19 protein-coding genes are annotated in these 23,165 nt (G+C 72.4%); 11 read left to right on the top strand and 8 right to left on the bottom strand.

The window, feature by feature from the left end; all coding sequences use genetic code 11:
* Positions 1-314: 314 nt before the first annotated feature.
* Positions 315-536, top strand: coding sequence for a hypothetical protein (locus ACIOWN_RS18525; RefSeq protein WP_362355902.1), 222 nt, complete (start codon positions 315-317; stop codon positions 534-536).
* 239 nt (positions 537-775) lie between these two features.
* Here the strand turns inward: ACIOWN_RS18525 and ACIOWN_RS18520 are convergent, their stop codons facing one another.
* Entirely contained in the window at positions 776-1,378 is a 603-nt protein-coding gene (locus tag ACIOWN_RS18520; protein WP_362355904.1) for a TetR family transcriptional regulator, read from the bottom strand.
* Between the two features lie 560 nt (positions 1,379-1,938).
* Between ACIOWN_RS18520 and torT the strand changes: the two genes are divergently transcribed.
* From torT to ACIOWN_RS18495, 5 genes are all read left to right on the top strand, one after another.
* Positions 1,939-3,165, top strand: coding sequence for a TMAO reductase system periplasmic protein TorT (gene torT / locus ACIOWN_RS18515; RefSeq protein WP_362355906.1), 1,227 nt, complete (start codon positions 1,939-1,941; stop codon positions 3,163-3,165).
* A gap of 18 nt (positions 3,166-3,183) precedes the next feature.
* Positions 3,184-4,734, top strand: a complete 1,551-nt coding sequence (locus ACIOWN_RS18510; protein WP_401982772.1) for a sugar ABC transporter ATP-binding protein — start codon at positions 3,184-3,186, stop codon at positions 4,732-4,734.
* On the top strand, positions 4,731-5,768 hold the full coding sequence (locus tag ACIOWN_RS18505; protein ID WP_362355910.1) for an ABC transporter permease: 1,038 nt from the start codon (positions 4,731-4,733) through the stop codon (positions 5,766-5,768). The genes ACIOWN_RS18510 and ACIOWN_RS18505 overlap by 4 nt, the downstream gene beginning before the upstream one ends.
* 133 nt (positions 5,769-5,901) lie before the next feature.
* On the top strand, positions 5,902-7,347 hold the full coding sequence (locus tag ACIOWN_RS18500) for an aminobutyraldehyde dehydrogenase (protein ID WP_401982771.1): 1,446 nt from the start codon (positions 5,902-5,904) through the stop codon (positions 7,345-7,347).
* Positions 7,348-7,401: 54 nt separating this feature from the next.
* The gene (locus ACIOWN_RS18495) at positions 7,402-7,887 is read left to right on the top strand and encodes a cupin domain-containing protein (protein ID WP_362355914.1); all 486 of its coding nucleotides are present in this window, start codon (positions 7,402-7,404) and stop codon (positions 7,885-7,887) included.
* Positions 7,888-7,989: 102 nt separating this feature from the next.
* Here ACIOWN_RS18495 and ACIOWN_RS18490 read toward each other — a convergent pair whose 3' ends face one another.
* The 3 genes from ACIOWN_RS18490 to ACIOWN_RS18480 all read right to left on the bottom strand — a co-directional run bounded on the left by ACIOWN_RS18490 (position 7,990) and on the right by ACIOWN_RS18480 (position 10,162).
* Positions 7,990-8,532 (bottom strand): DUF6299 family protein, encoded by a 543-nt coding sequence (locus tag ACIOWN_RS18490; protein ID WP_362355916.1) that lies wholly within the window; start codon positions 8,530-8,532, stop codon positions 7,990-7,992.
* Positions 8,533-8,539: 7 nt separating this feature from the next.
* Positions 8,540-8,944 (bottom strand): Rid family hydrolase, encoded by a 405-nt coding sequence (locus ACIOWN_RS18485; RefSeq protein WP_362355918.1) that lies wholly within the window; start codon positions 8,942-8,944, stop codon positions 8,540-8,542.
* Between the two features lie 78 nt (positions 8,945-9,022).
* Positions 9,023-10,162 carry an acyl-CoA dehydrogenase family protein gene (locus ACIOWN_RS18480; protein ID WP_401982770.1) on the bottom strand — a complete coding sequence of 380 codons (1,140 nt, stop codon included), beginning with the start codon at positions 10,160-10,162 and terminating at the stop codon, positions 9,023-9,025.
* 123 nt (positions 10,163-10,285) lie between these two features.
* Between ACIOWN_RS18480 and ACIOWN_RS18475 the strand changes: the two genes are divergently transcribed.
* On the top strand, positions 10,286-11,917 hold the full coding sequence (locus tag ACIOWN_RS18475) for an AMP-binding protein (RefSeq protein ID WP_362355922.1): 1,632 nt from the start codon (positions 10,286-10,288) through the stop codon (positions 11,915-11,917).
* 139 nt (positions 11,918-12,056) lie between these two features.
* On the top strand, positions 12,057-12,878 hold the full coding sequence (locus ACIOWN_RS18470) for a PaaX family transcriptional regulator C-terminal domain-containing protein (RefSeq protein WP_362355924.1): 822 nt from the start codon (positions 12,057-12,059) through the stop codon (positions 12,876-12,878).
* A 68-nt stretch (positions 12,879-12,946) separates the two neighbouring features.
* Here ACIOWN_RS18470 and ACIOWN_RS18465 read toward each other — a convergent pair whose 3' ends face one another.
* Together ACIOWN_RS18465 and ACIOWN_RS18460 are read right to left on the bottom strand one after the other, a co-directional pair.
* Positions 12,947-15,265: a bifunctional salicylyl-CoA 5-hydroxylase/oxidoreductase gene (locus tag ACIOWN_RS18465; RefSeq protein ID WP_362356044.1), complete on the bottom strand. Its 2,319-nt coding sequence runs from the start codon at positions 15,263-15,265 to the stop codon at positions 12,947-12,949.
* An 18-nt stretch (positions 15,266-15,283) separates the two neighbouring features.
* Positions 15,284-16,111 (bottom strand): enoyl-CoA hydratase family protein, encoded by an 828-nt coding sequence (locus ACIOWN_RS18460; RefSeq protein ID WP_362355926.1) that lies wholly within the window; start codon positions 16,109-16,111, stop codon positions 15,284-15,286.
* A 357-nt stretch (positions 16,112-16,468) separates the two neighbouring features.
* Here ACIOWN_RS18460 and ACIOWN_RS18455 point away from each other — a divergent pair, with 357 nt between their 5' ends.
* Entirely contained in the window at positions 16,469-16,894 is a 426-nt protein-coding gene (locus ACIOWN_RS18455) for an ATP-binding protein (RefSeq protein ID WP_362355928.1), read from the top strand.
* On the opposite strand, the gene ACIOWN_RS18450 is transcribed toward ACIOWN_RS18455, so the two are convergent.
* Together ACIOWN_RS18450 and argF are read right to left on the bottom strand one after the other, a co-directional pair.
* Entirely contained in the window at positions 16,854-18,305 is a 1,452-nt protein-coding gene (locus ACIOWN_RS18450; RefSeq protein ID WP_362355930.1) for an amino acid permease, read from the bottom strand. The genes ACIOWN_RS18455 and ACIOWN_RS18450 overlap by 41 nt on opposite strands.
* Before the next feature lie 124 nt (positions 18,306-18,429).
* Complete coding sequence (argF, locus tag ACIOWN_RS18445; RefSeq protein WP_362355932.1) at positions 18,430-19,437, bottom strand: ornithine carbamoyltransferase; 1,008 nt, start codon at positions 19,435-19,437, stop codon at positions 18,430-18,432.
* A gap of 127 nt (positions 19,438-19,564) precedes the next feature.
* Between argF and ACIOWN_RS18440 the strand changes: the two genes are divergently transcribed.
* Positions 19,565-20,020, top strand: coding sequence for a pyridoxamine 5'-phosphate oxidase (locus ACIOWN_RS18440; protein ID WP_362355934.1), 456 nt, complete (start codon positions 19,565-19,567; stop codon positions 20,018-20,020).
* Positions 20,021-20,068: 48 nt separating this feature from the next.
* Positions 20,069-23,155 carry an amino acid adenylation domain-containing protein gene (locus ACIOWN_RS18435; protein WP_401982767.1) on the top strand — a complete coding sequence of 1,029 codons (3,087 nt, stop codon included), beginning with the start codon at positions 20,069-20,071 and terminating at the stop codon, positions 23,153-23,155.
* The last annotated feature ends 10 nt before the right edge of the window (positions 23,156-23,165 follow it).

The raw sequence follows: 23,165 nt of genomic DNA, 5'->3' as shown, positions 1-23,165 counted from the left end.
GTAGCCGAAGCCCGGCTCCAGCGGCTCGATCACGAACCGGGAGCGGAACTCGTCGACGACCTCTTCGGTCAACGAGGGACGCTGAGCGATCAGCACGGGGTATTGCCTCCAGTGTTTGGCGCCCGCCATGTGACGCCGTAGACACCACGAAGGATACGGGCGGTTCGGCCGCCTACGAGGCCGAACCGCCCGACCCCGCCCGTCTGCCGACCGGTCGGCGGGCTGAGCTCTCGCCGGAGTGGAGGGCGATGATCAGTTCCTCCTACCGCCGGGTGTCGGCCACCAGCGCGGTTCGTGGGTGCATACTGGGTGCGATGACAAAGCCTGCTGCACCGAAGCGTCATTTGCCCACCAGCCCCTTCAAGGCCCCGGTCGCGCCGATTCCCAAGCACTTCGCCGTGGGCGACCAGGTCACGCACGACGTGTACGGCCTCGGCCGGGTGATCGGCATCGAGGACGGAATCGCGGCGCTCGTGGATTTCGGCTCGGCGCAAATGCGGATCTTGAGCCCGTACGCCAAGATGACCAAACTGTAGGACCGCAGTGCCCGGCCACGGGCATCGCCGTCGGCACCGCGCACAGCCACGTCCACGACGTGGTGGAGTTGTCGGCACGCCCCATGCACCGGCACGCCCCATGCACCGGCACGCCCCACGCACCGGCGGTGCCGGCTGCCGGGCGCGCGGTCCTGCGGTAGCCGTCGACCGCGCTCCGCGATCGGCCTTCCCGGCCGTCGCCGGGTACGGCCGACCAGCCGTCCGCACCACCCGGACCGTCACCGTTCGAGGATGCCCGCCCGCAGCAGCAGCGCCTCCACCATGAGGTCGAACACCTCACGTGGACGGGGGGAGGCGGGCTCCGAGATGTACTGGAGGACCGCGCCGTCCACCGCGGCGATGTAGCCGCGCGCCAACACCCGGGGGTCGACCTCGGAGCGCTGGCCCGCTGCGTCCAGCGCCCGGGCGAACACGTCGCCGAGCGTCACCTCGTAGCGCGAGTACATCGACTCGGCGAGCGCCGGGTGCGTTGCGTCTCGTACGGCCCAGGTGACCAGTTCGATCTGGGCTCGCAGGTCGGCCGGAGTGGTCTCGATCAGCGTCCAGAACGCGGCCGAGATCCGGTCCATGACCGCCCGTAGACCGCCCTCCAGCGGAACCTCGTCGGGGACCGGGTCGTGGACGAAGCGTTCGAGCCAGTGATCGGCCGCCGCGCGCATCAGCTCGTCCTTGTCGCGGAAGCAGTAGTGGAGCGTGGCGAGCGGCGCACCCGCCTGTTGCGCGATGGCACGCAGCGTGACCTGGTCGACGCCGTTGCGCCGCATCAGCTCGACGGCCGCCTCGATGAGTTGCAGCCGCCGCTCGGTGGTGGGAACCCGCACGATGCCTCGTTCCTTCTCATGTTCCTCTTGTCCGCCCGCTGCGCGGACCGTATCGGCCCGGGACGGAGATGTCCGTCGCCGCGCCGTCCGTTTCCGGACCGCCCCTGTCGCCCGGTTCTCCCCTGGGGCCGCTTTCGCGCTCCGGCCCTCGGCACCACACCAGTCGGTGGCACCAGTACCAGTTGCTGACACTCCGTGACATGGACGTTTGACTAAGACTATTGACCAAGACAGTTGACCATGTTTGACTCCCGGACACAAGACGCCCCAATCGACGTTCTCCGGACGGCTTCCTTCCCTGGTCAACGGGCCAACACCGCCCGATCGGCCTCCTGTTGGACGTCGGCTCCGACCGTGTCTCGGCTTCCCAGGGCCACCGCCTGAGGCTGTGAGGACGGGCCCCTACGACACGTTGCGCCATCACCTCCCCAACTCCCCAACTCCTTGACACCGCGACTTCGCGACTCCGCGTGCGGCTGCCTATCCACATCACCCCGCCGCGCGCTACCGCGCGTCCATCCCCCGGGCCAAGGCCCGCTGATCCACGAGGTGCACAGCACATGGCAATCAACCCTCCCCGCCGGTACGCGCTGCTGGCCGTCGCCGTGGCCTGCTCACTGGGGCTCGCCGCCTGCTCCCAGGAGGGCTCGGGGGCGGCCGGCAGGGACCAGCCCTCGCCCAAGCCCGCCCCGACCCAGGTGGCCGGCCTGTTCGCCGACCCCGCGAAGAACACCCCGGACACGCTGCGGGCGGCTGTGACCGAGAAGGACTGGGCCGTTCCCGTCCAGGTGATCGACTGTGCGTCGCCCGGCTGCGACGGCCGACGCACGCCGGGCGTCTACACCCCGTTGCCCAAGGAGCAGATCAAGGGCGACTGGACGGTGTGCGCCCTGCTCCCCCACGTCAAGGACCCCTACTGGCTGGGGCAGAACGAGGCCCTGGTCGCCGAGGCCAAGCGCACCGGCGTCCACCTCCAGGTGTATGAGGCGGGCGGCTACACCGAGGTCGGCAAACAGCTCGACCAGCTCTCCAACTGCGTGGCCAAGGGCGCCGACGCGGTGCTGATCGGCGCGGTGAGCAACGAGGCGCTGAACCCGAAGATCGAGGAGATCGCCGACCAGGGCGTCGTCGTGATCGACACGGTCAACGGCGTCACCTCCAAGAAGGTCAAGGGCCGGGCCCTGTTCGACTACTGCACCCTCGGCGGCAGTCTCGCCAAGTACCTCAAGGCGCAGGGCAAACCCGTCAACGGCGTCTGGTTCCCCGGTCCTTCGGGAGTCGGTTCACTGGAGCAGTTGATGTCCTGCTTCAAGGACCAGGCCAAGGGCAGCGACGTCAGGGTGCTCGGCACCAAGTACGGCGACACCGGCAAGGACACCCAGCTCAACCTGGTGGAGAACGCCCTCGGCGCCTACCCCGGGATGGACTACGTCCTCGGCAGCGCCACCACGGCCGACGCGGCCCACGGGGTACTGAAGGAACGGGGTCTGAGCCGCAAGGTCCGCACCGCCTCGTACTACTTCACGCCCGACGTGTACGCGCTGCTGAAGTCCGGGGACGCCACCTGCGCCAGCGCGGGCAACGACCTGATCCTGTCCCGCATCGCGATGGACATGGCGTTGCGGGTGCTGGAGGACAAGCCGTTCGTCGGCGGTCCTTACATCGGTACCAACGCCCAGGTGATCTGCGGCCCGGCTGCCGGGGCGAAGGCCGACAACCTCAGCGAGCTGGTCCAGGAACTGAACCTTCCGTCGGCGGGTTTCCGGCCCGTTTTCAACGTCAACTGACTGAAGGGACGTTCCTCCATGACCACGCAACCACCGTCGGCTGCGGGGGCCGGCCCGGCTCCCGAGCAGCCTCGGCCCACGCTCTCCGTACGGGACCTGACGAAACGTTTCCAGGCCGTCACCGCGCTGCGCGACGTGAGTGTGGACTTCCTGCCGGGACAGGTCCATGTCCTGTTCGGGGAGAACGGCGCCGGGAAATCGACTCTCATCAAGATTCTCGCCGGCGTGCACCGGGCGGACGAGGGCACGGTGCTCGTCGACGGCGTCGCGACCAGCGCGTCGAGCCCCCAGCAGGCACGGGAGCTGGGCATCAGCGCGGTGTTCCAGGACCCGGCTCTGGTACCGCAGTTGACGGTCGCCGAAAACCTGACCCTGGGCCGGGAACCAGGCCGCGCCGGGATGATTTCCCGGCGCGAGCGCCGGCGCGTCGCGGAGCAGGCACTGGGCCGCGTCGGCTCCGCCATCCGGCCCGAGGCGCTCACCGGCGATCTGAGCAGGGCCGAGCAGCAGATCGTGGAGATCGCCCGCGCCCTCCAGGACTCGGCGAAGGTGCTGATCCTCGACGAGCCCACCGCCTCCCTCACCGACGAGGAGACCGACCGGCTGTTCACGCTGGTGCGCGAATTGCGCCGGGCAGGCCTTGCCGTCATCTACATCACCCACCGGATGAAGGAGATCCGCGCCATCGGCGATGTGGTCACCGTCCTGCGCGACGGCGCCCATGTGCGGACCTGTCCGCTCGACGAGATCGACGACGACGGCCTGGTCACCCTGATGACGGGCCGCAGACTGGACGCCCTCTTCCCGGAGATCCCCCACCGGCCGGGCGCCCCCACGCTGGAGTTGCGCGGCGTCAGCGGCGAGGACGTGCGCGGCGTCGACCTGACCGTGCGGGCCGGGGAGATCGTCGGACTCGCCGGCCTGGTCGGATCGGGCAAGGGGACGATCGGACGGCTCTGCTTCGGCCTGGCCCGCCTCGACGCGGGCGAAGTGCTGATCCGGGGCAGATCCCTCGGCCCCCGGGCGACCCCGGCCCGGCATATCGCCGAAGGCGTCATGTACTACCCGGCGGACCGCAAGCGCGACGGTCTGATCGGCGTCCGGCCCGCCGCCGAGAACGCGTCCCTGTCGGCGCTGGACAGTTGGACGAGCCGCGGATTCCTCCAGCGCCGCGCGGAGCGCCGGGACACCACCGCCGTCCTCGACCGTCTCACGCTGCGCCCGATGCGGCCGGAGGCGCTGCCGCTCACCTTCTCCGGCGGCAACCAGCAGAAGATCGTACTGGCCCGCGGCTTCACCCGGCCCTACGGACTGCACGTCTTCGACGAGCCGACCGCCGGGGTGGATGTCGGCGCCCGCGCGGACATCTACGCGGCGATACGCGACCTCGTCGAATCCGGCGCGGGTGTCCTGCTGATCTCCTCCGACCTGCCCGAGGTGCTCAACCTCGCCCACCGCCTCTATGTGATCACCGAGGGCCGGGTCGCCGCGGAACTCTCCGGCGACCAGCTCGCCGAGGAGATCGTGCTGCCCCACTTCTTCCCTCAAGAGACCGGAACGACATCGTGACCGAGACCCAGAGACCGCCCGTCCAGGAGCTGCCGACGGCACCCGTCGTGCCGCCGCCCGCCGGAGCGGGCGCCCTGCTCCGACGCCTCTTCGTCCGCTGGGGCATCCTGCCCGTGCTGCTGCTGGCGCTGATCATCACCTTCGCCGTGATCGAACCCCGGTTCATCGCCTCGGCGAACATCACCAACGTCGCCCGGCAGCTCAGTTTCCTGGGCATCGTCGCCATCGGCCAGATGCTGTACCTGATCACCCGTCACTACGATCTGTCGAACGGCGCCTGCGTCGCGCTGTCCTCCATCGTCAGCGCCACCGTGATGACCTCGGTCGCTCCCGGCGACCCGGGGACGGCGATCCTGCTGGGCTGCCTCGCGGGCATGGCGGTCGGGCTCGTCGTCGGACTCGTCAACGCCCTGCTCATCGCCGTGTTCCGGATATCCGCGTTCATGGTGACCCTGGGCATGGCCTCGGTGGCCTCCGGCGCGGCCCTGATGCTGTCGGGTGGAACGCCCGTGGTGGGCCTGCCCCGCGAGTTCTCGCGGCAGTTCGGAACCTCGATGGTGCTCGGCGTGCCGTTCCCGACGGTTGTCCTGCTGATCGCCCTCGGCGCGGCCTACGTCTTCCTCAACTGGACGCGGATCGGGCGCCAGGCGTACGCGGTCGGCGGCAACGAGAGCGCCGCGTTCCAGTCCGGCGTCAACGTGCGCCGCACCCTCTTCACCGTCATGATCATCGGCAGTCTGCTCGCCGCGCTGGTCGGGCTCATGCTGACCGCCCGGATGTCCACGGGCGAGGCGAACGTCGGTGTGCAGTACCCGTTGATGTCGATCATCGCGGCCGTGCTCGGCGGAGTGACCCTCGACGGCGGCGAGGGCCGGGTGTCCGGCGTGCTCATGGGCGCCCTCTTCCTCGTCCTGCTCAGCAACGGCATGGACCTGATCCGGGTCCAGAGCTACGTCCAGCAGATCCTGCTCGGCGCCCTGCTGGTGACCGCGTTGCTCGTGGACCGGCTCAGAAAACGTATGCGACTCGCCTGACCGCGCGAGTCCACCCGACCGCGCCCCGGAGCGGAACACCCGACCGTACCGCGCCGTCACCGGCGGAACGGGCGCATCACCCGACCGTACCGCCGTCACCGGCGAAACGTTTCGACACCTTATGGAGAATCCCTTGAGCGAGAAGCAGCACCTGCGCAATTTCGTGGGCGGCTCGTACATCGACACCGCCGACGGCGTCACCAGCGATCTGGTCGACCCGACCACCGGCGCCGTCTTCGCCACCGCCCCCGTCTCGGGCCGCGCCGACCTCGACCAGGCGTACGAGGCCGCGTCGGCGGCGTTCACCGACTGGCGCCGCACCACACCCGCCGAGCGGCAGAAGGCGCTGCTCGGGATCGCCGACGCGGTGGAGGCCCGGTCCGCCGACCTGGTCGCCGCCGAGTCCCGCAACACCGGCAAGCCGATCCCGTTGACGGCCGCCGAGGAGATTCCGCCGATGGCCGACCACCTGCGGTTCTTCGCCGGGGCCGCCCGCCAGCTCGAAGGCAAGGCGGCCGGCGAGTACATGGCCGACCACACCTCGTGGATCCGCCGGGAACCGGTCGGCGTCATCGGCCAGGTCGCCCCCTGGAACTACCCGATGATGATGGCCGTCTGGAAGTTCGCGCCCGCGATCGCCGCCGGGAACACGGTCGTCCTCAAGCCCAGCGACACGACTCCTGCCTCCACGCTGCTGCTCGCCGAGATCGCCGCCGAGTTCCTGCCGCCGGGTGTGCTCAACGTGGTGTGCGGTGACCGTGACACGGGCCGCGCGCTGGTGTCCCACCCGCGCCCCGAGATGGTCGCCATCACCGGCTCGGTCGGCGCCGGGCAGCAGGTGGCGGCGGCAGCGGCGGGGGACGTCAAGCGCGTCCACCTCGAACTCGGAGGCAAGGCACCGGTCGTCGTGTTCGACGACGCCGACATCGCGGCAGCGGCCGAGGCCATCGCCATCGCGGCCTTCTTCAACGCCGGTCAGGACTGCACGGCCGCCACCCGGGTCCTGGCCGCACCGTCCGTCCACGCCGACCTCGTGGCCGCCCTGACCGAACAGGCCAGGAACATCGTCACGACGCACGCGGCCGGCGTGCACAGCGAGGACGCCCTGATGCCGGCGCTCAACAGCGCCCGCCACTTCGAGCGGGTCGCCGGCTTCCTCGACCGGCTCCCCGACCACGCCACCCTGCACACCGGCGGCCACCGGCTGGGCGAGGAGGGCTTCCACTACGCTCCGACCGTGGTCTCCGGACTGCGGCAGGACGACGAACTGGTCCAGCACGAAGTGTTCGGACCGGTCATCACCGTGCAGGAGTTCCCCGACGAGGAGTCCGCTCTCACGCTGGCCAACGGCGTGCCGTACGGACTGGCGTCCTCGGTGTGGACCTCGGACCTCGGCCGCGCGCTGCGGTTCAGCCGCGACCTGGACTTCGGCTGCGTCTGGATCAACACCCACATCCCGCTCGTCGCCGAGATGCCGCACGGTGGCTTCAAGCACTCCGGATACGGCAAGGACCTGTCGCAGTACGGGTTCGAGGACTACACCCGCGTCAAGCACGTGATGGCCTCCCTCGCGGGCTGAGCCGACGACGAACCGGCTCACCCGCGCAAGGCACAGGACGAAGGAGGCACACCCGTGACCCAGCAAGACAGCACGCGCCCGGACAGCGGCCCGGGGACCACGCCGCGCGAACCCCGTGCGGCCCGCGAGGACCGGCTGGCCACCGCGACGGAGAACGACGGCATCGCGGTCTGGCGGCCGAGCGAACTGCGTCCCCTCAACGCGTCGACGGGAGGGATGCGCAGCCGCTGGATCATCCCGCCGGTCGACGGCGGCAGCGAGTACTCGGTCTCCGAGTGGAGCCTGACCCGGGCGGGCTGGTCCGACCGCCACCCGCACGACGAGCTCAACTACGTCATCGAAGGCGAGCTGCACATCGAGAGCGGGGGGACGACGGTGGTCCTGCGCCCCGGTGACGCGGCACTGGTCGCCAAGGGCGAGACCGGCCGGTACTGGGCACCGGAGTACGCCCGCATGTTCGCCGTCTACGGTTCCAACCCCGAAGGGGAGGCCTCGGACTACCTCGCCTACTGGGACGTCACGGAGACCGTCGGCAACTGACCGGCCGGCCCGTTGTGTCCGTGACCAGTTCGTACACCGAGGGTCCGGACGGGACACCTGGGCTGCCCGGCACCCGCTGGTGCCGGGCAGCCCGGAGCCGGGTCAGTCCGCGACCAGTACCACGTCCCGCCGGTGTGTGGCGTGGACCTCGGGCAGGGGCAGGCCGCTGTGGGAGCGGAGTTCGACGAGGGCGGCCTCGACGCGGGCCGGGCCGGGGGTGAGCCGGTTCGGCGTCACCGTGCCGGAGTTGTGCCAAGGGTGGTAGGCGCCGTCGCACACGGCACGCGTGCCGCCGATGCCGTAGCGGGTGGCCGACGGGTCCTGGCTGATGGCGGCGCCGACGAAGACCAGGCCGTTCGCGTCGAAGCAGCGGTAGGTGCCGTAGACGGTGACGGTGCCGTCCGCCGACAGGCGGGCGGTCTGGTCGATGGTCAGGTTGGCGTCCGGAGCGGCCGTCGCGGGTGTGCTCAGCGCGAGCACGGCGGCCGCCGCCGCGCCCAGGGCTCCGAATACGGGACGCAGGGGCATGGAAGAACCTCCCGGGTGGCTGGAGAACACGAGCTTCCACTCGTACCCGGCGTCCTCGGCGGTGGCCGCGATCCTCACTCTTCGGCGGCGCGTGCCCGTCGACCACTTGGCCGACACCGCCCGATCAGTCCTCGCCCAGTACCGCGAAGCCGTCGAGTTCCACCAGGGCGCGCTCGTCCCACAGCCTTACGATCCCGACCACCGCCATCGCGGGGTAATCGCGGCCCGCCAACCGACGCCATACGCGGCCGAGTTCGGCGGCGCGAGCTCGGTAGGCGGCGACGTCCGTGGTGTACACCGTGACCCGGGCCAGGTCCGACGCGGTGCCGCCGGCCGCCGCCAGCGCGGTCAGCAGGTTGGTCAGCGCCCGCTCGAACTGCTCGGGCAGGGTCTCTCCGACCACCTTGCCGTCGGCGTCCAGTGACGTCTGGCCCGCCAGGAACACCAGCCGTGAGCCGGTGGCGACCACCGCGTGCGAGAAGCCGGTGGGCGGGGACAGGGCAGGAGGGTTCACACGTTCGGCGGTCACATGGCCTCCAGGGTCGTACGCGGCTCCACGGTCACACGGACTCCCGGGTCGTACATGGCTCGGCGGTCGCCACGTCGGTCACCTGCCCTCCCCAAGCTCACCCACCCCCGCGTACAGCTCCTTCGCGATGATCCCCCGCTGTACCTCGCTCGCCCCCTCGTACACCCGGGGAGCCCGCACCTCCCGGTAGAGGTGTTCCAGCAGGTGGCCGCGGTGCAGGGCGCGGGCGCCGTGAAGCTGGACGGCGGTGTCGACGACGTACTGCGCGGTCTCGGTGGCGAGCAGCTTCGCCATGGCGGCGCGGCCGGGGACGCCGGGGGCGCCCTCGTCGTACGCCGTCGCCGCCGCGTACACCATCAGGCGGGCCGCCTCCGTGCGCAGGGCCATCTCGGCGACCTGGTGGGCGACCGTCTGCAGGTCCCTCAGCTTGCCGCCGAAGGCGTCCCGGCGGGCGGTGTGGGCGAGGGTGGCGTCCAGCGCCGCCTGCGCCATGCCCACGGCGAAGGCGCCGACGCTGGGGCGGAACAGGTTGAGCGTGCCCATGGCCACCCGGAAGCCGCGGTCCCTCTCGCCGATCACGTCCTCGGACGTGACGGGAACGCCGTCGAGGTGGAGCACGCCGATGGGGTGCGGCGAGAGCATCTCCAGCGCGGTGCCGGTGAGGCCGGGGCGGTCGGCGGGCACCAGGAACGCGGTCACGCCGCGGGAGCCCGCGTCCGGTGCCGTACGGGCGAAGACGGTGTAGAAGTCGGCCTCGGGGGCGTTGGAGATCCAGCACTTCTCCCCGGTGAGCCGCCAGCGGGCGGGGCCGTCCGGGCGGGCCGCCAGCGCGAGTGCCGCCGCGTCCGAGCCCGCGCCCGGCTCGCTCAGGGCGAAGGCGGCGACCGCGCTGCCGTCCGTCACCCTCGGCAGCCAGTGGGCGCGCTGGGCGTGGGTGCCGTGGGCGTGGACGGGGTGGGCGCCGAGGCCCTGGAGGGCGAGGGCGGTCTCGGCCTCGGTGCAGGCGTGGGCCAGGGACTCGCGCATCAGGCACAGATCGAGGGCGCCGGAGGTGAACAGGCGCTCCAGCAGGCCGAGTCGGCCCAGTTCGGCGAGGAGCGCGCGGTTGACGTGGCCCGGCTCGCCCTTCTCGGCGAGCGGGCGCAGCCGTTCGGCGGCCAGGGTGCGCAACTCGGCGCACCAGGCGACCTGTTCCGGTTCGAGCGAGAATGCGGGCATTCGCCGTCCTCCCTGCCTCCCGGCCGGCCGGGGCATCCTCCATCGTATCGCGTACCGTTGACTGTCGTCACCAACACGATACGCTCCTTGTGCGTGCCCACCACGACAAGGGGGCGAACCGCCATGGACACCGTGGACTCCGGCAGGGGCGGCACCGCGCGGCCGACGGCCTCCGCGCACGTGGACACCTTCGCGCGCGACCACCTGCCGCCCCCGGACCAGTGGCCCGAACTCCGCTTCGACCTCCCGGAGCTGCGCTACCCGGACCGGCTCAACTGCGCCGCCGAGCTGCTGGACCGCACCGACGCCGGGCGCCCGGTGTTCCGTACCGCCGCCGGGGAGACGTGGACCTACGGCGACCTGCGCGCCCGCGTCGACCGCATCGCGCACGCGCTGACCGGCGACCTCGGAGTGGTCCCCGGCAACCGGGTGCTGCTGCGCGGCCCCACCACCCCCTGGCTGGCGGCCTGCTGGCTGGCCGTGCTCAAGGCGGGCGCGGTCGCCGTCACGGTGCTGGCCCAGCAGCGCCCGCACGAGCTGAGCACGATCTGCGAGATCGCCCGGGTCCGGCACGCGCTGTGCGACATCCGGGCCGTGGACGACCTGGCCAAGGCGGGGATACCGGGGCTCGTCGTCACGACGTACGGCGGCGACGGCCCTGACGACCTGCTGCGCCGTGCGGTGCCCGGCACGCCGTACCCGGCCGTGGACACCGCCGCCGACGACGTCGCGCTCGTCGCGTTCACCTCGGGCACCACCGGGCGGCCCAAGGGCTGCGTGCACTTCCACCGGGACGTGCTGGCCGTCGCGGACACCTTCTCCCGCCATGTGCTCGGACCGCGCGCGGACGACGTGTTCGCGGGCAGTCCCCCGCTCGGTTTCACCTTCGGACTCGGCGGGCTCGTGGTCTTCCCGATGCGGGCCGGCGCCTGTGCGCTCCTGCTCGAACAGGCCCATCCGCGGCAGCTGTTGCCCGCAATCGCCGAGCACCGGGTGTCCGTGCTGTTCACCGCCCCCACCGCCTACCGCGCGATGCTCGACGAACTCGGCTCGTACGACGTCTCCTCGCTGCGGCGCTGTGTGTCCGCCGGGGAGAACCTGCCCGCGGCCACCTGGCACGCCTGGCACGAGCGGACCGGGGTGCGCATCGTCAACGGCATCGGCGCCACCGAGCTGCTGCACATCTTCATCTCTGCGGCGGACGAGGACATCCGGCCCGGCACGACCGGGTTCCCCGTACCGGGGTGGCACGCACGCGTGCAGGACGAGCACGGTGAGCCGGTGCCGGACGGAGTGCCGGGGCTGCTCGCCGTCCAGGGTCCGGTCGGCTGCCGCTACCTCGCCGACCCCCGGCAGCGCGTGTACGTGCGGGACGGCTGGAACGTCACCGGCGACACCTACGTCCGCGAGCCCGACGGCTACTTCCGCTACGTCGCCCGCGCCGACGACATGATCATCTCGGCCGGGTACAACATCGCCGGTCCGGAGGTCGAGGACGCGCTGCTGCGCCACCCGGACGTGGTGGAGACGGCGGTCGTCGGCCGGCCCGACGAGGACCGCGGGCAGGTCGTGGTCGCCTACGCCGTGCTGCGGCAGGGCGCCCGCCGGGACGCGGAGGCGCTGCGCGCGTACCTCAAGTCGGAACTGGCCCCGTACAAGTGCCCGCGCGAGATCGTGTTCCTGGACGCGCTGCCGCGCACGGCCACCGGCAAGCTCCAGCGGTTCCGGCTGCGCGCCGACGGCGGCCGTCGGTGACACCGGCCGGCGGCGACAGCGCGGACGTGACACCGGCCGGCGGCGACAGCCCGCACATGGCGCCGCCCGCCGGTGACGGCCCGCGGCGGCCCGGGTGACCAGCCGTGACGGTGACCAGCAGTGATGCCGAAGACCTAAAATGATCAACGTGTCCGAGCAGCAGGCGCTACACGCCCCGAGGTCCCTCATCGTCACGCTCTACGGCGCCTACGGGCGCTTCGCGCCGGGCCCCGTGCCCGTCGCCGAGCTGATCCGGCTGCTGGCCGCCGTGGGGGTGGACGCGCCGTCCGTGCGCTCCTCGGTGTCGCGGCTCAAGCGGCGCGGGCTGCTGCTGCCCGCCCGTACGGCGCAGGGCGCGGCCGGGTACGAACTGTCGGACGAGGCACGGCAGTTGCTCGACGACGGCGACCGCCGCATCTATGCGACGGCGCACTCCGGGGACGAGGACTGGGTGCTGGCCGTGTTCTCCGTGCCGGAGTCGGAGCGCAACAAGCGGCACGTGCTGCGCTCCCGGCTGGCCGGGCTCGGCTTCGGCACGGCGGCGCCCGGAGTGTGGATCGCGCCGGCCCGTCTGTACGAGGAGACCCGGCACACCCTGCGGCGCCTGGACCTCGACCCGTACGTGGACTTCTTCCGCGGTGAGCACCTGGGGTTCACACCGACCGCTCAGGCGGTCGCACGGTGGTGGGACCTGGCGGCGATCGCCGAGCAGCACGAGGCGTTCCTCGACCGGCACGCGCGCGTGCTGCGTGCCTGGGAGGAGCGTGCGGACACCCCGCCCGAGGAGGCCTACCGCGACTACCTCCTCGCCCTGGACTCCTGGCGCCATCTGCCCTACGCCGACCCTGGCCTGCCCGCGCGGCTGCTGCCCGCCGACTGGCCCGGCGCCCGCTCGGCCGCCGTCTTCCAGGGACTGCACGAGCGGCTGCGGGACACGGGCGCCGAGTTCGCCGGACTCTGACGCAGGTCACCTTCCGAGCGTTGGCCTCCGCACGACCGGTCCGCGCCGCTGCCCCCGCTCAAACCCACTCAACCCCCCAGCCCCAGCCGCGGCTTGGGCGCGTCCGTACGCCCCGTGCGCGGGCGGCGGCTGCCCGCCCGGTAGGGCGCCGGCCAGGGCGCGGCCGGGCCCGTGTAGTCCTGTTCGGCGGCCGCGTGCAGGGTCCAGTGCGGGTCGTACAGATGCGGGCGGGCCAGCGCGCACAGGTCCGCACGGCCCGCCAGGATCAGGGAGTTGACGTCGTCCCAGGAGGAGATCGCGCCGACCGAGATCACCGGGACGCCCGCCTCGTGGCGGATGCGGTCGGCGAACGGCGTCTGGTACGAGCGCCCGAACTCGGGGTGCTCGTCCGAGACCACCTGCCCGGTCGACACGTCGATCGCGTCGGCGCCGTGCGCGGCGAAGGCGCGGGCGATCTCCACGGCCTCGGCGGCGGTCGTACCGCCCTCGGCCCAGTCGGTGGCGGAGATCCGTACGGTCATCGGCCGCTCCTCGGGCCACACTCCGCGTACGGCGTCGAAGACCTCCAGCGGGAAGCGCAGCCGCTTGTCCAGTGAGCCGCCGTAGGCGTCGGTGCGCCGGTTGGTCAGCGGGGAGAGGAAGCCGGACAGCAGATAGCCGTGGGCGCAGTGCAGTTCGAGCAGGTCGAAGCCGGCCCCGGCGGCTCGCCGGGCGGCGGCGGCGAACTGCTCGCGGATGTCGGTGAGCTGGGCCCGGGTGGCCTGGCGCGGGACCTGGCTGTCCGGCCGGTACGGGAGCGGGGAGGCGGCCACCAGCGGCCAGTTGCCCTGCGGCAGCGGCTCGTCCATGCCCGCCCACATGAGCCGGGTCGAGCCCTTGCGTCCGCTGTGGCCGAGCTGCACGCCGATCGCGGTGTCCGGGGCCTGCCGGCGCACGAAGCCGGTGATCCGCCGCCAGGCCTCGGCCTGCCGTCCGGTCCACAGGCCGGCGCAGCCCGGGGTGATCCGGCCCTCGGGGCTGACGCAGACCATCTCGGTCATCACCAGTCCGGCGCCGCCGAGCGCCCGGGCGCCCAGGTGGACGAGGTGGAAGTCGCCGGGGACGCCGTCGGTGGCCGAGTACATGTCCATGGGCGAGACGACGACCCGGTTGCGCAGGGTGAGTCCGCGCAGCCGGAACGGGGTGAACATGGGCGGTGTCCCGGGCGGGCAGCCGAACTCGCGCTCCACGGCGTCGGTGAAGCGGGGGTCGCGCAGGCGGAGGTTGCCGTGGGTGACGCGGCGGCTGCGGGTGAGCAGGTTGAAGGCGAACTGGCGGGGCGGCATGCCGAGGTAGCGGTCCAGGTTCTCGAACCACTCCAAGCTGGCCCGGGCCGCGCGCTGGGTGGAGGCGACGACCGGCCTGCGCTCCTCCTCGTAGGCGGTGAGCGCCTCGGGCAGGGACGGCTGTTCGTCCAGGCAGGCGGCGAGGGCGAGGGCGTCCTCGACGGCGAGTTTGGTGCCGGAGCCGATGGAGAAGTGGGCGGTGTGGGCGGCGTCGCCGAGCAGTACGAGGTTGCCGTGCGACCAGCGTTCGGTGACGACCGTGCGGAAGGTGGTCCACGTGGACTTGTTGGAGCGCAGCGGCCGCCCGCCGAGGGCGTCCGCGAAGATCTTGGCGCAGCGCTCGACGGACTCCTGTTCGTCCATGGTGTCGAAGCCGGCCGCGCGCCACACCTCCTCGCGCATCTCGACGATGACCGTCGAGGCGCCATCGTCCCGCGGCCCGGAGGGCCTCGTTGAGGGGTGGTGGTCGGGCGACGGGCGGGAATACGGGTAGCCGTGCAGTTGTGCCACGCCGTGCTCGGTCTCGGCGGTCTCGAAGCGGAAGGCGTCGAGGGCGAAGTCGGCGGCCAGCCAGATGTAGCGGCAGCGGTGGCCGGTCACCCGGGGCCGGAAGACGTGGGCGTGGGCCTCGCGGGTGGCGCTGTGCACCCCGTCCGCGGCGACGACCAGGTCGTACGTCCGGGTCAGGCGCCCGGGGTCCGGTGCCTCGGTGCGAAAGCGCAGGTCGACGCCGAGCGCGCGGCAGCGTTCGTGCAGGATCCGCAGCAGGCGCCGTCTGCCGAGCGCGGCGAAACCGTGGCCGCCGGAGGTGTGCCGGGTGCCCCGGTGGACGATGTCGATGTCGTCCCAGCGCACGAACTCCCGGCGCAGGGCCTCGTACACCACAGGGTCGGCGTGTTCGATGCCGCCGAGTGTCTCGTCGGAGAGCACGACGCCGAACCCGAAGGTGTCGTCGGGCGCGTTGCGCTCCCAGACGGTGATCTCACGGGCCGGGTCGAGCCGTTTCAGCAGGGCCGCCGCGTACAGGCCGCCGGGTCCGCCGCCGATGACCGCGACCCTCATGGCACCGGTCACCCCCGGTCACCTCCCCCGCCACTTCGGCGGGCGCTTCTCGGTGAAGGCCGCGTGGAACTCGGCGTAGTCCTCGCCGTTCATCAGCAGGGCCTGGGTGGAGGCGTCCAGTTCGACCGCGGCGGACAGGGGCATGTCGAGTTCGGCGGTGAGCAGGGCTTTGGTCTGGGCGTGGGCGAGGGCGGGTCCGTCGGCCAGCCGGCGGGCCAGGGACCGCGCTGCCTCGTCGGCGCTGCCCTCGTCGGTGAGGTGGCTGATCAGGCCGATCCGCTCGGCCTCGGCCGCCCGCACCGGCTCGCCGAGCATCAGCAGCCGGGTGGCGTGGCCGAGCCCGACCACCCGGGGCAGCAGGTAGGCGGCGCCCATGTCGCCGCCGGACAGGCCGACGCGGGTGAAGAGGAAGGCGAACCGTGCGGTGGGGTCCGCGACCCGGAAGTCCGCCGCCAGGGCGAGGACCGCTCCGGCCCCGGCCGCCACCCCGTGCACGGCGGCGATCACCGGGAACGGGCACTCCCGTACGGCGCGCACGACCTGTCCGGTCATCCGGTTGAAGTCGAGCAGCTCGGACGTGTTCATGTTCAGGGTGGCGCCGATGATCTCGTCCACGTCGCCGCCGGAGCAGAAGCCGCGGCCCTCGCCGGCCAGCACCAGGGCGCGCACGGCACGTTCGCGGGACAGTTCGGCGAGCAGGTCGCGCAGGTCGGCGTAGGCGCCGAAGGTGAGCGCGTTGAGCTTGTCGGGGCGGGCGAGGGTGACCGTGGCGACGCCGTCGGCGCGCTCGACGCGCAGATGGCGCCAGTGGGGGGTGCGGTCGGTGGAGCCGGTGAAGGGACTCATGACGTGGGGCCTCCTCGGGGGACTGCCACGGACCTCTGCCGCGCTGTGCCGGGGCCGCGCCGCGCCGAGGAAGCGCCGGGCCTCTGCCGCGCCGGACTCTCCCCACGAAGTTATCACTGATTCATGACTGTCGTCACGAGTCCGCGATAGATGGGGGTGCGGGGCGCCGCCGGCCCCGGAGCCGAGGCCGCCACAAGATCGCCGGGACGGCCCCCGTACCATTCCCCTCGTTGAAAGCGGGACAACCTGGTGGCCGCCGCCGGGACGCCCCCCGCCCCGAACGGACCCACCTTGCCCGAGCACCCTTCAACTCCGCCCCACCCGTCGCCCGACCACCGCCCCTCACGGAGGCACTTCGTGCCGTCCCCTCCGTCCTGGCGCGTCGCGCTGCCGCACTCGGCGGCCGCCGTGCCGGTGGCGCGCGCCCTGGTGCGGACGGCGCTGACGGAGCTGGAGCACACGGCCGACCGCGACACCGCGGAGCTGCTCACCGCGGAGCTGGTCGCGAACGCCGTGGAGCACGCCGTGGGCCGGGGCCCGATAGAGCTGGTGGTGGAGCTGCTGCCGACCGGCTGCCATGTCGAGGTGCACGATCCGGACCCTGACCCGCCCGGCGGCCTGACCCGGCCGGGCCTCGCCGCCCCGGACCCCTGGCAGGAGCACGGGCGCGGCCTGCTGCTGATCCGCGCCCTCAGCTCCGCCTGCGGGCACCGCGTGACCGCCTCGGGCAAGGCGGTGTGGTTCAGGTTGTCCGCGGGTCCGCCCCGGCTGCGTCCGGCGTGACCTCCGCGGCCCCGGCCCGCGCCGCCAGCCGGGAGTGCCGGCGGCCGTAGAGGGCGTACACCAGCAGCCCGGCCACGAGGAAGCCGGCGAACTGGAGCCAGGTGGTCCAGCCGGTCTCGTACATCAGGTACAGGGAGCAGCCGACGCCGAGCACCGGCAGCACGGGGTACAGCGGCACCCGGAAGGTGCGGGCGAGGCCCGGCTCGCGGCGGCGCAGCGTGATCACGGCGATGTTGACGACGCCCATGATGGCGAGGGTGCCGATGGTGCACAGGTTGACCACGACGTCCAGCGAGGCGAACGCCGCGGGGATCGCGAAGACCACACCGACGATCAGGGTGCCGGCGACGGGCACCGAGGTGCGCGGCGAGACCTTCTGCAGGACGGGCGGCACGAGCCCGTCACGCGACATCGACATAAGGATGCGGGACTGGGCGTACGTCACGGTCAGCACCACGGAGGCGATGGCGACGACCGCGCCGAAGGCGATCACGGCGCCGCCGACCGTGGAGCCGGTGACGGTGTTGACGACGTACGACAGTGCCGCGGGCCGGCCGCCGACCTGGTCGCCGCCGATGGCGCCGATCGCGGCGAGCGCGACCGCGCAGTACAGCAGGGTGACCAGGCCGATGCAGACGAGGATGGCGACCGGGATGTCCCGGCGCGGGTTCCTGGCCTCCTCGCCCGCGGTGGTGATCGCGTCGAAGCCGATGTAGGAGAAGAACGCGGCCGTGGTGCCCGCGCCGATGCCGCCGAGGCCGGCCGGCGAGAACGGGGTGAGGTTGCCGTGTTTGAAGGCGGAGAACCCGATGGCGCAGAAGGCGACGAGGATGGCGAGCTTGAGCACGGCCATCGCGGCGGTCGCCCGGGCGCTCTCGCGCACTCCGCGCACCAGCAGCAGGCAGGCCATGGCGATGACGAGGACGGCCGGCAGGTTGACGGCCCCGCCGTCGCCGGGTCCGGCGGACAGGGCGGCCGGGAGCTGCCATCCGGTGAGGCTGTGCAGCAGCTCGTTGACGTACTGGCTCCAGCCGACGGCGACCGCGGAGATGGAGATGCCGTACTCGAGCAGCAGGCACCAGCCGACCAGGAAGGCGGTGGTCTCGCCGAGGCCCGCGTAGGCGAAGGAGTACGAGGATCCGGAGACGGGGATCGCGCCGCCGAGCTCGGCGAAGGAGAAGGCGGTGAACACGCAGGTGATCGCCGCCAGGATGAAGGAGACGACGACGGCGGGACCGGCCTGGGCGACGGAGTCGGACAGGCCGACGAAGATGCCGGTGCCGACGATCGCGCCGATGCCGAAGCAGACGAGCTGGAACAGGCCCATCGTGCGCCTGAGGCCGTGGCCCGCGTTGTCGGCGCCTGACTCGGCGACGAGGAGGGCCGGGGACTTGATGCGGGGAGCGGACATGCGGGGGTGGTGCTCGTTTCTGGTGGTGCGGGGCGGCCTCGGGGTGTCCCCGTTGGTGCGGGGGGAGGTCGCGTGGCGGCGGCGGACGGGGTGGCTCCGGGCCGCGGGTCTGGCGGACGGCCGGTCAGGCCAGGGTGGCGACCATGATCGCCTTGATGGTGTGCAGCCGGTTCTCCGCCTCGTCGAAGACGACCGAGTGGGCCGACTCGAAGACCTCGTCGGTCACCTCCAGCGAGGTGCGGCCGTGCCGCTCGTGGATCTCGCGGCCGACCTCGGTGCCGAGGTCGTGGAAGGCGGGCAGGCAGTGCAGGAACCGCACGTCCGGGTTGCCGGTGGCGCGCAGCACGTCCATCGTCACGGCGTACGGGGCCAGGGCCTCGATCCGCTCGTCCCAGGCCTCCTTGGGCTCGCCCATGGAGACCCAGACGTCGGTGGCGACGAAGTCGGCGCCGCGCACGCCCTCCTCCAGTGACTCGGTGAGGGTGATGCGCGCGCCGCTGGAGGCGGCCAGTTCGCGGGCCCGGTCGACGACCGCCTGGGCGGGCCAGTAGCTCTTGGGGGCGACGAGCCGTACGTCCATGCCGAGCAGGGCGCCGGTGACCAGGTAGGAGTTGCCCATGTTGAAGCGGGCGTCACCGAGGTAGGCGAAGACGGTCTCGCGCGGCGGCTTGGCGCAGTGCTCGGTCATGGTGAGCACGTCGGCGAGCATCTGGGTGGGGTGCCAGTCGTCGGTGAGCCCGTTGTAGACGGGGACGCCGGCGTGTGCGGCGAGTTCCTCGACGGTGTCCTGGCTGTCGCCCCGGTACTCGATCGCGTCGAACATCCGGCCGAGGACACGGGCGGTGTCCCTGACGGACTCCTTGTGCCCCATCTGGGATCCGGACGGGTCGAGGTAGGTCGTCGAGGCGCCCTGGTCGGCGGCGGCGACCTCGAAGGCGCAGCGGGTGCGCGTCGAGGTCTTCTCGAAGATCAGCGCGATGTTCCGGCCCCGCAGGTACGGCGTCTCGGTCCCGGCCCGCTTGGCGGCCTTCAGCTCGGCGGCCAGCCCCACCAGGCCGCGGAACTCCTCCTCGGTGAAGTCCAGCTCCTTGAGGAAGTGGCGGCCGGTGAGACCGGTCGGGACGTGCACCATCGGGGAGTCTCCTGGGGACGGCGGGAGGAGTGCGGACCGTGGAAGTCTATACGATGTTCCACATTTCTATACGGAACGGCCGGGGTCCGGGATGCGAAGCGCCCCGGTCTGTTGAACTCTGGGAGTCATGGATCTCAGGATGTCGGTCGAAGACCGGGAAGAGTTCCTCGCCGGCCGCCACGTGGGAATCCTGGGGGTCGACGATCCTCGTGACGGCGGTGGGCCGCTGCTGGTCCCGCTCTGGTACTCCTACCGTCCCGGCGGTCCGGTGACGATCGCGACCGGGCGGCAGTCGCTGAAGGCCCGCCTCGTCCGCGACGCCGGGAGGTTCAGCCTCTGCGCGCAGGACGAGTCGGCCCCGTATCGGTATGTGAGCGTGGAGGGGCCGGTCGTGGGCGTCGAGGATCCGCTGCCCGCGGCCGAGCAGGAGGCGCTGGCCCACCGGTACCTGGACGCGGAGACCGCGGCGGCCTACCTGGCGGCCAACCAGGAGCAGCTGGTCGACGACATCCTCATCCGCATGCGGCCCGAGAGATGGAGAACGGCCGACTTCTCCGCCTTCGCCGCGGAGTTCGAGTCGTAGCTCTCCGTGCGGCGGGCGGTTCACGTGCAGCACAGACGGGACATCCCGATGGTCACTGACAGCAGGACGCTTCCGGTGGCGCCGGCGTGGAACGCGGGAACGGTGTGGTACGCGCGCGATCGCTGTCTGCATGAGCTGTTCGACGCCCGGGCATCGCTACGCCCACGGGCGACCGCCTCCGTCCAGCACGACCGCAGTATGAGCTACGGCGAGCTGAAGGACCGCTCCGACGCGCTGGCCGCCCGGCTGCTCGGCTCCGGGGTGCGGCGCGGCGACGGGGTCGGCGTGTGCGGGGGCCGGTCCCTGGAGGCGCTGGTCGCCTTTCTGGGCATCCTCAAGGCCGGTGCGGCCTACGTCCCGCTCGACGACGCCTCCCCGCCCGGACGGCTCCAGGCGATGGCGGAGGACGCCGGGGTGCACACCGTGGTCACGCTGCCCGGCAGTGTCTGCCGGATCCGGCGGGTGCGTACCCGCATCGCGCTGAACGGGTCGGCGCCGAGCGCCCCGGTCGCGCTCCCCCGGACCGGGGCACGTTCCGGGGACTGCGCGTATGTGATGTTCACCTCCGGCTCGACCGGCCGTCCCAAACCCGTGGCGGTCCCGCACTGCGGCGTGGTCCGGCTGGCCGCCTCCGACCTGGTGTGGCAGCGGCCGCGGCCCGGTGAGCGGGTGCTGCACGCCTACGGCCTCTCCTCGGACGCCTCCACGATCGAGATCTGGTCCCCGCTGCTCGCCGGGGCCTGCGTGGTGATCGCCGATCAGGAGGAGCTGCTGTCCCCGGCCGCCCTGGAGTCCCGGCTGCTCTCCGAGCGGGTCAGCGTCGCCTACCTGACCACCGGGGTGTTCCACCACATCGGGCGCACCAGGCCGTCGGCGCTGCGGTCGCTGCGGTTCGCCTCGGCCGGCGGCGAGGCGATGGACCCGGAGCTGGCCCGCGCGATCCTGGCGGCCTGCCCGGACACCACCGTGGTCAACTTCTACGGTCCGACCGAGAACAGCGTGGTCTCCACCGCGCACCTGGTGGACGGCCTGCCGCCCGAGGCGACGGCGGTGCCGATCGGGCGGCCGCTGGAGAACTCCACCTGCTACGTGGTGCGGGCGGACGGCACGCTCGCGGACGCCGGTGAGGAGGGCGAACTCCTCGTCGGCGGGGACGGGCTCGCGCTGGGATACCTCGGCGACCCCGAGCTGACCGCCGAGCGCTTCGTCGACAACCGCTTCGAGCCCGGTACGCGGCTCTACCGCACCGGCGACCGGGTGGTGCGGCGCGCGGACGGTGTCCTGGAGTACCGGGCGCGGGTGGACCGGCAGATCAAACTGCGCGGGCACCGCATCGAGCCGGACGAGATAGAGGCGCGGCTGCGCGCGGACGACACGGTGGGCGAGGCCGTCGTGGAGCTGGAGGGCGACAGCCTGATCGGGTACGTGACACCGGCCCGGCCCGGCATGACGCTGCCCCTTGACCGCATCCGCGGCGGCCTCACGGCCTGGCTGCCCGCGGCGGCGGTGCCCGCGCGGCTGGTGCAGGTGGGGCGGTTCCCGGTGACCGCGGGCGGCAAGGTGGACCGGCGCCGGCTGCGCCTGCTGGCGGCCGCGGACCCGGCCCCGAACGCGGCGCCGGGCACGCCCGCCGCCCCGGCGAACGGACAGCGCCCGGGTCCGGGCCCGCAGGAGTCGGCGGCGCGGGTATGGCAGGTGGTGCTGGGCGTGCGCCCGGCGCCCGGGGACGGCTTCTTCGACATCGGCGGCGACTCCCTGCTGGCGGCCGAGGTCGTCACCCGTACCCTGGCCGCCTTCGGCCTCGACGCACGGTACGGCCGCACCCTGGTCCACAGCCTGCTGCGCTCCCCCACCCTGGAGGACTTCACCGCCGCCGTCGCCACCCTCAGCTCAGTCGAGGGCCGGCGGGCCCGGGCGGCCCCCGAGGCCCACGCCGTGGACTTCCGCGCCGAGTCGCGGCTCGGCTTCGCCCTGCCGTCGCCGCGCGGTCCCGAACCGGACTGGCGGCACCCCGGGGAGGTGCTGCTGACCGGGGCCTCCGGTTTCGTCGGCGCCTTCCTGCTTGACCGGCTGCTGCGACGCACCGGCGCCCGGGTGCACTGCCCGGTGCGCGCCCGCGACGCCGCGCACGCCCGGCGGAAGGTGCTGCGGAACCTGGCCCGCTTCGGCCTCGCCGGCGCGGAGGCGGCCGACCGCGTCGTGTGCTTCCCCGCCGACCTCGCCGAGCCCGGCCTCGGTATGGAACCGGGCCGCGCCGAGGAACTGGCCGGCACCCTCGACCTGGTGCTGCACGCCGCCGCACAGGTCAACTTCCTCTACCCGTACGAGGCGTTGCGCCGCGCCAACGTGGAGGGCACCCGGCAGCTCGTACGCCTGGCGGCCCAGCGGGCCGTGCCCGTGCACTTCTTCTCCACCATCGCGGTGCTCGCCGGCTTCGGCACCGCGGGCGTGCGGCACGTGGACGAGGACCTGCCGCTCGACCACGCCGACCGGCTCACCATGGGCTACGCCGAGAGCAAGTGGGTGGCCGAGCAGGTGCTGCGGGACGCCGCCGGCCAGGGCCTGCCGGTGGCGGTCCACCGGCCGTACGAGATCACCGGCGATCGGCGCACCGGCGCGTGCAACACCGACACCGCGATCTGCTCGCTGTTCAAGACGATCACCGAGACCGGGCTCGCCCCCGACATCCCGCTGCCGCTGGACTTCGTCCCGGTGGACTTCCTCACCGAGGCGGTGGTGCGCATCGCCACCGGGCACCGCACCACCCACCGGACCTACCACATGACCAACCCCCGCCCGGCGAGCCTGCGCGACATGCTGGACCGGATGGACGCGGGCGGCCACCGGATCCGGCGGCTCCCCTACGAGGAGTGGGTGGACGACCTCGTCCGCCATGTCGCGCGGCACCCCACGAGTCCCACCGCCCCGTTCGTCTCCCTGTGCGTGGACCGCTGCAAGCAGGCGGACATGTCCGTCAAGGAGATGTACTTCGAGGGCACCTTCCCGTCCGTGGGGCGGGACAACGTCGAACGCGACCTGGCCGGTACGGGCCTGAGCTGCCCGCCCGTCGACGCGGACCTGCTGGACCGCTACCTGGAGTACTTCTACGCCACCGGCTACATCGAGCGCCCGTAGCCGGCGCCGG

The sequence above is a fragment of the Streptomyces sp. NPDC087787 genome, from assembly GCF_044743035.1.
GTDB lineage: Bacteria > Actinomycetota > Actinomycetes > Streptomycetales > Streptomycetaceae > Streptomyces.
This window is presented reverse-complemented; position numbering and strand designations above follow the sequence as displayed.